The organism is Psychrobacter faecalis (assembly GCF_016107575.1).
In the GTDB taxonomy this organism is placed as follows: domain Bacteria; phylum Pseudomonadota; class Gammaproteobacteria; order Pseudomonadales; family Moraxellaceae; genus Psychrobacter; species Psychrobacter faecalis.
In genome coordinates, this window is record NZ_JABAST010000063.1 from 1 (window position 1) to 7,802 (window position 7,802).

7 protein-coding genes are annotated in these 7,802 nt (G+C 42.9%); 3 read left to right on the top strand and 4 right to left on the bottom strand.

Translation table 11 applies throughout. The annotated features are described in order from the left end of the window. Positions 1–262 precede the first annotated feature (262 nt). Positions 263–1,318 (top strand): 5'-nucleotidase, encoded by a 1,056-nt coding sequence (locus tag JFC07_RS12685; protein ID WP_068406945.1) that lies wholly within the window; start codon positions 263–265, stop codon positions 1,316–1,318. Between the two features lie 41 nt (positions 1,319–1,359). Next, positions 1,360–1,965 carry a rhomboid family intramembrane serine protease gene (locus tag JFC07_RS12690; protein ID WP_068406948.1) on the top strand — a complete coding sequence of 202 codons (606 nt, stop codon included), beginning with the start codon at positions 1,360–1,362 and terminating at the stop codon, positions 1,963–1,965. On the opposite strand, the gene JFC07_RS12695 is transcribed toward JFC07_RS12690, so the two are convergent. From JFC07_RS12695 to JFC07_RS12705, 3 genes are all read right to left on the bottom strand, one after another. Beyond that, entirely contained in the window at positions 1,962–2,507 is a 546-nt protein-coding gene (locus tag JFC07_RS12695) for a hypothetical protein (RefSeq protein WP_068406951.1), read from the bottom strand. The two genes, JFC07_RS12690 and JFC07_RS12695, sit on opposite strands and share 4 nt — an antisense overlap. Positions 2,508–2,633: 126 nt before the next feature. After that, positions 2,634–4,502: a sodium:solute symporter family protein gene (locus JFC07_RS12700; protein ID WP_068406954.1), complete on the bottom strand. Its 1,869-nt coding sequence runs from the start codon at positions 4,500–4,502 to the stop codon at positions 2,634–2,636. Between the two features lie 4 nt (positions 4,503–4,506). Continuing rightward, positions 4,507–4,767: a DUF4212 domain-containing protein gene (locus JFC07_RS12705; RefSeq protein ID WP_068406957.1), complete on the bottom strand. Its 261-nt coding sequence runs from the start codon at positions 4,765–4,767 to the stop codon at positions 4,507–4,509. Positions 4,768–5,562: 795 nt separating this feature from the next. Between JFC07_RS12705 and JFC07_RS12710 the strand changes: the two genes are divergently transcribed. Then, positions 5,563–7,059: an alanine/glycine:cation symporter family protein gene (locus JFC07_RS12710; RefSeq protein ID WP_198329193.1), complete on the top strand. Its 1,497-nt coding sequence runs from the start codon at positions 5,563–5,565 to the stop codon at positions 7,057–7,059. Positions 7,060–7,291: 232 nt separating this feature from the next. Here JFC07_RS12710 and JFC07_RS12715 read toward each other — a convergent pair. Continuing rightward, the coding region (locus JFC07_RS12715; RefSeq protein ID WP_198329194.1) for an IS3 family transposase at positions 7,292–7,802 on the bottom strand (511 nt) is incomplete at its 5' end.

Below are 7,802 nucleotides of genomic sequence, written 5' to 3' on the forward strand. Positions count from 1 at the left end.
ATAATTTGCTTAAACAGCCACAAAGAATTCGGTCGTTAACTGCTCGTGCTTGGGCGCAACTTTAATTGTCGGGTTTGGTATAACTTTACTTATCTGAAGTTATAGTCAAGGAATTCTAGAATCGCTACAAGGCGACCGACCGCAGATAGTACATTGAATACATCCAGGGCGGGTAACACTGTAGCGGTTTAAAAGTGCTCTGACTATATAGTAAAATTCAATTTATTCATTTTCATTCTTAAAAAACATTAAGTAGAAAAATATGGCTGTAGATTTTACCAATACCTTAATTGTTGCGATATCAGCGACGGCTTTATTTGATTTATCAGAATCCGAAAATCATCTGGTAGCGTTATTGCAACAGCGACCTCACGAAGCGATTAAAGAATTCCGCGATTATATGGCTGAACGTGAAAACGATCCGCTCAGCATCGGTGCCGGTTATCCGCTTATCAAAGCGTTGCTAAATTTAAATAACTATTGCCATGATTGTGAAGGGCAGAGTTCAGGTATTGATACACCGCTGGTTGAAGTGGTGATTGTCTCAAAAAGTAGTCCGGATACGGGTATTCAAGTGCTCAACGCGATTCGTGAGCGTGGCTTAACCATTTCGCGCTCGGCATTTATCTCTGGAAGCCCTATTGCACCTTATATTAAAGATTTTAATGTGGATTTGTTTTTGACCACCAATCGTGATGATGCGCAGCAGGTAGCAGATGCCAATATTTGTGCTTGTGCGATATTGGATGCCACTCCGGTCAATACTTATGAGCTTGATACGCAGCAGCTACGTATTGCTTTTGATGGTGATGCGGTGTTATTTGATGATTCAGGTGAGCTGCTTTATAAGCAAAAAGGCTTGCGCGCTTTTCATGAGCGTGAAGCCAAGATGCGTGACTTGCCCATAGAAAAAGGCCCTTATGCCGAGCTGTTGATTAAGCTGTCAAAAATGCAGGAGCGTTTGCCTGCAAGATTGCATACGTCTCCTATGAAGATCGCTTTGGTTACGGCTCGAAATGCCCCTGCCGACTTGCGTGCTATTAAAACGCTACGTGATTGGGGTGTCGATCTCGATATGGCATTTTTTTTGGGCGGACTTGAAAAGACGGCTGTATTAAAAACCTTTGCGCCACATATCTTCTTTGATGATTCGGTCAAACATATTGATGCGGCGCGTGATTTTATGCCAACGGCGTTGGTTCCTTATCATTCGACCTCTTTGCTGCATGCCAAGAGTGTATTAACGGCAGAAAAAGACACCTCATCATTGTCATTTAAACCTGTAAAAAGCCCACGGTCTTCTGTGAGCGAGCAATAGGGTTTTAATAACATTCAAAGGTTTAAAAGATAAGGTTTGTTATGAAGTGGCAGCAATTATTTAGCTTAATAACACGCAGAATTAAGCAAGTTTTTGGCTTATATGCGTTTGTTCTTATACCGATGTGGGGCATGTTTTTTCTCAATGAAACGCTGCTTTTCGGGCTATGGAATATCTTTGGGATTGTGCCACGGGCGTTAGACTTAGGTAGTATGATTGGGGTGTTTGCGTCATGGACGATGCATGGCAACTTTTCTCACTTACTTGGTAATACGTTGACGTTATTACAAATTTTATTTTTGTTCGGACTATTTGAAAATAATGCTTATCGTACCGTAATTAAATTGATCGTGGCGTCAGGATTGGCGACTTGGATTATCGGTTCGCCGTTGTCGATTCATATCGGCGCGTCGGGGCTTTGTTTTGCGATGCTGGGTTATATGATAGGCGGAGCGTTATTTGCGCGGCGCTGGGGTTATCTGCTTGCTTGCATTGTCATGGGAACTGGTTACTGGTTGACCATCAAACAAGGTTTAATGCCACAGCAAGGTATCTCATTGGCGGCGCATTTTGGCGGACTATGCGCCGGCTTATTATTGGGGGCAAACTCGAAGCATGCTTATACCAGTATCAATATGCGTTATTAACTTTTATTGATACAAACGTTGATATATAACGGATCATTTTTTTCTAACGGCCGCCATTTAGTGGTTTGCTTCACATGCTCATCAATGCTCAGCTTACTATCCTTTTCTTGCAATACATAATCGGCGCGGGCAGGGGCAGCACAGTCAATAACTTGCGGTACTTGCTGCACACTTCGACGTCGCTCAAACAAATATAAATTCACCAAATAAACATCTGGATTATCGGCATTGGCGCGTGCGTGCCCACTGTCTGCGGCAATAAAACGAAAGGTTTGTGGCTTGATATATGACCAAGGACGAAACCAAGTGCTCTGTTCAACTTTTTTCACCACATGCACGCCTTCAGGTAGTTGCGCAGTTTGCTGCTCGAACCAGCTATATTCTTGGCTGATTTGAAAGCCAAAAATACCAATCGCCCCAAATAATGGAATCAGCCATCTTGGGGCTTTTTTCCCTGCCAGTTTGCTGAGATGAGTTATGATTAGTGCTATCCCAGCCATACCAAATCCAGCAGCTATGGTGGCGATAAACTCAAAAAGCATAAGATTTTTCCTTAACGCCATCAGCGCATTTAAAACCAATTCATAAAAAGATAAAAAAATCACTCACAAGCAGTTGCTGCTGGTGAGTGATTATCTTATAAAGAATAGCACATAATATCGTCTAGATCAGTGATCGATTGCGCCGCCAGCTCCGCGTGGAGAACGAACACTTTCAACCAATTCTTGGATATGTGCTGGTGGTGGCGTCGTTGCATAAGAAACAATAAATGCCACGATAAAGTTCAGTAATGCACCAACCGCACCAAATGATAGTGGCGAGATACCGAACAACCAATACTCTTCTGTATCAGGGAAGCTTGCTGTACCACTGATAAAGAACCAGCCTTTAAAGATAAAGATATAAACCAAGATACTAATCAAGCCCGTCAACATCCCAGCGATAGCGCCCAAGTTGTTAACACGTTTTGAGAAAATACCCATCATCAGCGCAGGGAACAGTGACGCACCTGCAATACCAAAGGCTAGTGCCACGACCTGTGCGGCAAATCCTGGCGGGTTAATACCAAGCCATGTTGCAACCACAATCGCAATTGCCATCGTGATACGGGCAACTTTTAGCTCGCCTGCATCAGTAATGTTTGGATTTAAGTTACGTTTAATCAAGTCATGACTGATCGCTGATGAGATGGCAAGTAGTAGACCCGCTGCCGTTGATAGCGCTGCTGCCAAACCACCGGCGGCGATAAGACCAATAACCCAACCTGGTAGCTGTGCAATTTCCGGATTGGCCAATACCAAGATATCAGCGTTGACATCAAGCTCGTTACCTTCCCAGCCTCTATCGACAAAGATACCATCACGCTCTAAAGCATGTTCAGCTTTTGCTTCTTCAACCGCCGCCGTCGTTGCCGCAACATCACCGCCGTCAGTAGTGGCAGCCGCTGCTGCGAGCTCAGCTGCACCAAGTCCGCTATCGCTATAGAACTGGATACGACCATCGTTATTTAAATCGTTATATTTAATAAGACCCGTGTCTTCCCACGTTCTCATCCAGTCTGGGCGTTGATCGTACTCGATAGCAGGCTCTTCAACACCTTGTGGATAGATGGTATCGATTAGGTTTAGACGTGCCATTGCACCTACTGCAGGGGCAGTGAAGTATAGTAGCGAGATGAAAACCAATGTCCAACCAGCCGTCCAGCGCGCATCCGCAACTTTAGGAACGGTGAAAAAGCGAATGATAACGTGCGGTAGACCCGCTGTACCAATCATCAGTGATAAAGTGAATAACACCATGTTTAGCTTGTTTGGCACGTCAGCGGTATAAGCGGTAAAGCCTAAGTCGACGACGATTTGATCAAGCTTAGCTAAGATAGGAATACCGGCTTCCACATGGTTTGAGAACAAACCAAGACCCGGAATCGGATTGCCTGTTAATTCAAGTGAGATAAATACCGCAGGAATGGTATAAGCAATCATAAGAACGATATACTGCGCAACCTGCGTGTAGGTAATCCCTTTCATACCACCAAGTACGGCGTAGAAGAAAACAACAACCGCGGCAATAATCAGACCCGTGGTATTATCCACTTCTAAGAAGCGTGAGAATGCTACCCCAGCGCCGGTCATCTGACCGATAACGTAAGTGGTTGAGGCAATAATCAAACAAACCACGGCAATCATCGCTGCGGTCTTAGAATAAAAACGGTCGCCAATAAAATCTGGAACCGTGAACTTACCAAATTTACGTAGGTAAGGCGCAAGCAGCATGGCCAATAGAACGTAACCACCCGTCCAACCCATCAAATAAGTTGAGGCCGCATAGCCGCCAGTAGCAATAATACCTGCCATCGAGATAAATGACGCGGCACTCATCCAATCAGCAGCCGTTGCCATACCGTTTACTACAGGATGGACGCCGCCGCCAGCAACATAAAACTCACTGGTTGAACCTGCACGTGCCCACCATGCAATACCGAAGTATAAAGCGAAAGATAGACCTACAAAAATAATATTAATCGTAAATTGACTCATAGGGCTATTCCTCGTCTACACCATATTGTTTATCTAACTTATTCATACGCCACGCGTAGAAGAAAATTAAAATGATAAATACGCCAATGGAACCTTGCTGAGCGAACCAAAATCCTAGGTCAGTACCGCCTATTCGAATACCTGTTAATAATGGTCGAAATAAAATACCGAAACCGTATGAACAGAGGGCCCAAATAACGAGGCAACCTATAATGAGACGGATATTGGCACGCCAATAACCAGATGGATCGTTGTGGTTTTCCATAGGACAACTCCTTTTGTCTTGCCTAAAAACATAATATTTGATTTGAGCTTAATGAGTTATTCTTGTCTATCGCTTCAAGCGAAATTGTGTCTATAAAAAAACCATCCTATAGACGATTCATACAAAATGACTCAACAGCTTAGCTGAAAAAATGCGCACAAATGAAAAATAATAAAAACCAAATACTAAAACGTGAACCAGTCATAAAGCGATTTAGTAGTCATTTATTTAACATTAAGCTGACTTAATCAAATAAACGACATCATAAATGCTAGGGTTTTTAAGAGTGTCTTGCAGAAAAAAAAGGGGATTTATCGAGGAAAAACGATGAAGGTCAACAATCCGCTGTCTTTTTACGATCCCGTCTTCCTGACAAGAGTCTTAAAGTTGTTAATACGTTAGTCATTCATGCCAATAAATCAATATCAACCGAATGCTAATATCTATAAAATCTACTCTACCGTAGTTAAAAAACGTGGTCGGTAATAAAGTAGACTTCTATAAGTGTTTAGAATATTTAATCTTACTAAGATCGTACGATAAATGTCTAACCAATGCTACTGATTTGTTACATTCTCCATTCTATAGGACTTCAATAGTAAGTGACATTTATTTCAGAAATAGTTTTTTTAACTTAATAACCAAATTTGATAGTAGTAGGTGTCTTAATCTCTATAGAATGCACACGGCATCTTATTAGTAGAGATTTTTAGCAGAATTATGAGCGGTATAATTAGTTAAATGTGTTTCTATATAAAAATAAGTAACATTTATAAACGTAAGTGAGGAGTAGGTATGAGTGACGGCATAGCAGGCTGGTTTAATAACATCGTGAATTACGGCGTTAGTATTATCTGGGGTAATAACGATTGGTTAATCGCCAGCAATCCTTGGTATGGATTGTTGATGTTTGTGTTGATTGGGGCTGGTCTATATTTTACCGTTGCTACGCGTTTTATTCAGTTTCGTCACTTTGGTCATATGTGGCAGTTATTACGGGTGTCAAACCAAGGGCGTAAAGATGGTGGTATTAGCTCGTTTGAAGCACTGATGACGTCTTTAGCGGCGCGCGTCGGTACCGGTAATCTGGCAGGGGTAGCGATCGCTATCTATCTTGGTGGACCGGGCGCAGTATTTTGGATGTGGATGACGGCGCTCGTCGGTATGTCGACCAGTTTTATCGAGTCAACCTTAGCCCAAGCTTATAAAGTGCCGCATAATGACAATGTTTACCGCGGTGGACCGGCTTACTATATCGAAAAAGGTTTGGGCAAGCGCTGGCTGGCGATATTTTTCTCGCTTTGCCTGCTGGTTGCGTTTGGTTTGGCGTTCAATGGCGTGCAGTCAAATACGATTGCGCAGGCGACCAATGAAGCGTTTGGTGTTCCAACGTGGATGACAGGGTTAATACTGGTCGCGCTCGTCGCCCCAGTGGTATTTGGCGGACTACGCTCGGTTGCGCGTATTGCAGGTAAAATCGTGCCAGTCATGGCGATTCTTTATATCTTGTTGGCGCTTTATATTATTATCACCAACTTTAGCGAATTCCCAGCAGCCGTTGCCTTGATTGTAAAATCAGCCTTTGGCTTTGAGCAAGCGGCGGGCGGTGTGATTGGTTATGGTATTGCGCAGGCGATGATTAACGGTATCAAACGCGGTTTGTTTTCGAACGAAGCGGGTATGGGTTCAGCGCCCAATGCCGCAGCGACGGCAAAAAGCCATCCTGACCATCCAGCGGTGCAAGGCTTTATGCAAATGCTCGGTGTCTTTATGGATACGCTGGTTATCTGTACGGCAACCGCGGCGATTATTATTCTCTCAGGGGTCGTCGATCCAAATGTCGAACAAGAAGGTATTCAATTAACCCAGTTAGCACTGTCGCAGTACGTGGGCGATATGGGTGTGATTTTCGTTGCGATTGCAATTTTCTTTTTCTCGTTTACCTCTATCATTGCCAACTACAGTTATGGCGAGTCCAATCTTGAATTTATCTCTGGTGAAAAAAATGCCAAAGTCATGATTATGATTTTCCGTTTTATGGTTTTAGGCATGGTATTTGTTGGCGCTATTGCTAGCTTACCTGCTATTTGGAACTTCGCTGACTTATCAATGGGTCTCATGGCGCTCGTCAACTTGATAGCAATTTTAATCTTGTCACCAGTGGCGCTTAGAATTTTGCGTGATTATGAAAGACAAATCAAAGAAGGCAAAACCGGCGAGCAAATCAAATTCGACCCCGATGACTTTGTAAAATTAAGAGATGAAGCCAATCGTGATGCGTGGACTGATTAGTATTTTTTAGTAAGCTAAAAAGTTATTCTATTAAATATAGTAGGTTCACTTTAAAAGCGATGCAGTGTGACTTAGATGAATTTTTCGTAGCTTCTGTGATAACAGCAAGCAAGGAAAATTTATCTCAGTCGCACGCTAGCTACTAGCGTATTGTCTTTATTTCGAATGGATCATACAAGCATAAAAAAACCGCCCTTATATGAACTGACCCCCGAAACTTGGACGGTTTAGTTTATATCAAGGACTGAGTTCTGTACTGTACAGGGCTCAGTCCTTTTAGTTTCAGCTGAATTCTCTCATGATTATAATACTGCATAAATCTGTGAATCTGTTTCTCTAAAGCCTCAATCGAGGTCGGCTTTTCAAGATAAATAGTCTCACATTTTAGCGTGCCAAAGAAGCCTTCCATCAATGCATTGTCTAAGCAGTTACCTTTTCGGCTCATGCTTTGCTTCATATTATTTTCTTTGAGCGTGGTTGCAAATTGCGTCATTTGATAATGCCACCCTTGATCTGAGTGCAGCGTTAGCTCCTCCTTACCCTTGCGCTTTGATGATATGTTTTCAACCGCGCGCTCAAGCATCTGTTTGACCAAGTCATATACGGGTCGTCTTGAGAGCGTATAACTGATGATTTCATTATTAAAGCAGTCTAGTATCGGTGACAGATACAACTTCTCATCTCCTATTTTAAACTCTGTAATGTCAGTAAACCACCTGCGATTGGGCGCTTTCGCTCTGAAC